The organism is Streptomyces sp. NPDC055506, from assembly GCF_053643595.1.
On sequence record NZ_JBSHKH010000293.1, the window covers coordinates 1 to 1,322 of the forward strand.

Annotated in this window: 1 protein-coding gene and 1 pseudogene; one reads left to right on the top strand and one right to left on the bottom strand. The window is 68.9% G+C overall.

Annotated elements, in window-relative coordinates:
- A pseudogene (locus tag ACWIF2_RS40720) lies at window positions 1-220 on the bottom strand (glycerophosphodiester phosphodiesterase); the annotation flags it as partial.
- A 385-nt stretch (window positions 221-605) separates the two neighbouring features.
- On the opposite strand from ACWIF2_RS40720, the gene ACWIF2_RS40725 reads away from it, so the two are divergent.
- Complete coding sequence (locus tag ACWIF2_RS40725) at window positions 606-1,280, top strand: lysophospholipid acyltransferase family protein (RefSeq protein ID WP_189726505.1); 675 nt, start codon at window positions 606-608, stop codon at window positions 1,278-1,280.
- Window positions 1,281-1,322 lie beyond the last annotated feature (42 nt).

The window sequence follows — 1,322 nt, forward strand, 5'->3', positions numbered from 1 at the left end:
GGGTGTGCTCCGGGCGGTAGCCGCTGGCCCCGCGGTGGCCGACGATCGTCGGCTTGGGCAGGCTCTTGAAGCCGCCGTGTCCGCCGCCGTGCCGGGAGCCGTCCGCCCGCGCCGTGCCGGTCATGCCGAGGACCGCTCCGCCGGCGGTGAGCACCGCCGCGCCGAGCAGGGCCCGCCGTCCGGTCCCGCTCGTTTCTTCGTTCGACCCCTGCGTTCCCATTGAGCGCCCTCCCTGCCGTCGACTCGTCAGTGCGGGCCGATCGTACGGGCGCGTACATGACGGGTGTGAGACCCCGGGCGGAACACGCGGGTGACTCCGAATGTCGTAGTGGCTGGTGGGGACGGTGAACTGACGATTCGTCGTATCCCGTTCGATTCGGTGCGGCGGTTCTGGGAACGCGTCCGGTGCGATCCGAGGCGATGTCCGTCACATCATGGCGGCAGGGTTACCCACCGTCGACGACACGCCACCGCAGGTAAACACGCGTCAACAGTGCGTAAGGCCCTGGTTAAGTCGCCGTGCCCGATGTGCGCGATCCCCGGGGCCACGAGTATCGTCCTCACCTGCACATACTCATACAGATTCCTTGACACCGGAGGGTCCGTTGTCCCGCTTCGCGCTCATCAAGGCAGTGCTCGGTCCGGTCATGCGCCTGATGTTCCGCCCACAGGTGGAAGGTGCGGAGCACATTCCCGGCGACGGTCCGGTCATCCTGGCCGGCAACCACCTGACGTTCATCGACTCGATGATCCTCCCGCTGGTCTGCGACCGGCAGGTCTTCTTCATCGGCAAGGACGAGTACGTGACCGGGAAGGGCTTCAAGGGCCGGCTGATGGCCTGGTTCTTCACCGGCGTCGGCATGATCCCGGTCGACCGCGACGGCGGCCGGGGCGGAGTCGCAGCGCTGATGACCGGGCGCCGGGTGCTGGAGGAGGGCCAGGTCTTCGGGATCTACCCGGAGGGCACCCGGTCACCCGACGGCCGGCTGTACCGGGGGCGTACCGGCATCGCCCGGCTCACCCTGATGACCGGGGCGCCGGTGGTGCCGTTCGCGATGATCGGCACGGACCGGCTGCAGCCGGGTGGGGCGGGTCTCCCCCGGCCGGGGAAGGTCACCGTGCGGTTCGGCGAGGCGATGGAGTTCTCCCGGTACGAGGGGATGGACCGGGACCGCTATGTGCTGCGGGCCGTGACGGACTCGGTGATGAGCGAGGTCATGCGGCTGTCCGGGCAGGAGTACGTGGACATGTACGCCAGCAAGGCCAAGGAAGCCGCGTAGTTCTTCGGGCCGCGGGGGTGTGAGGGCGCGACGAGCCCTCAC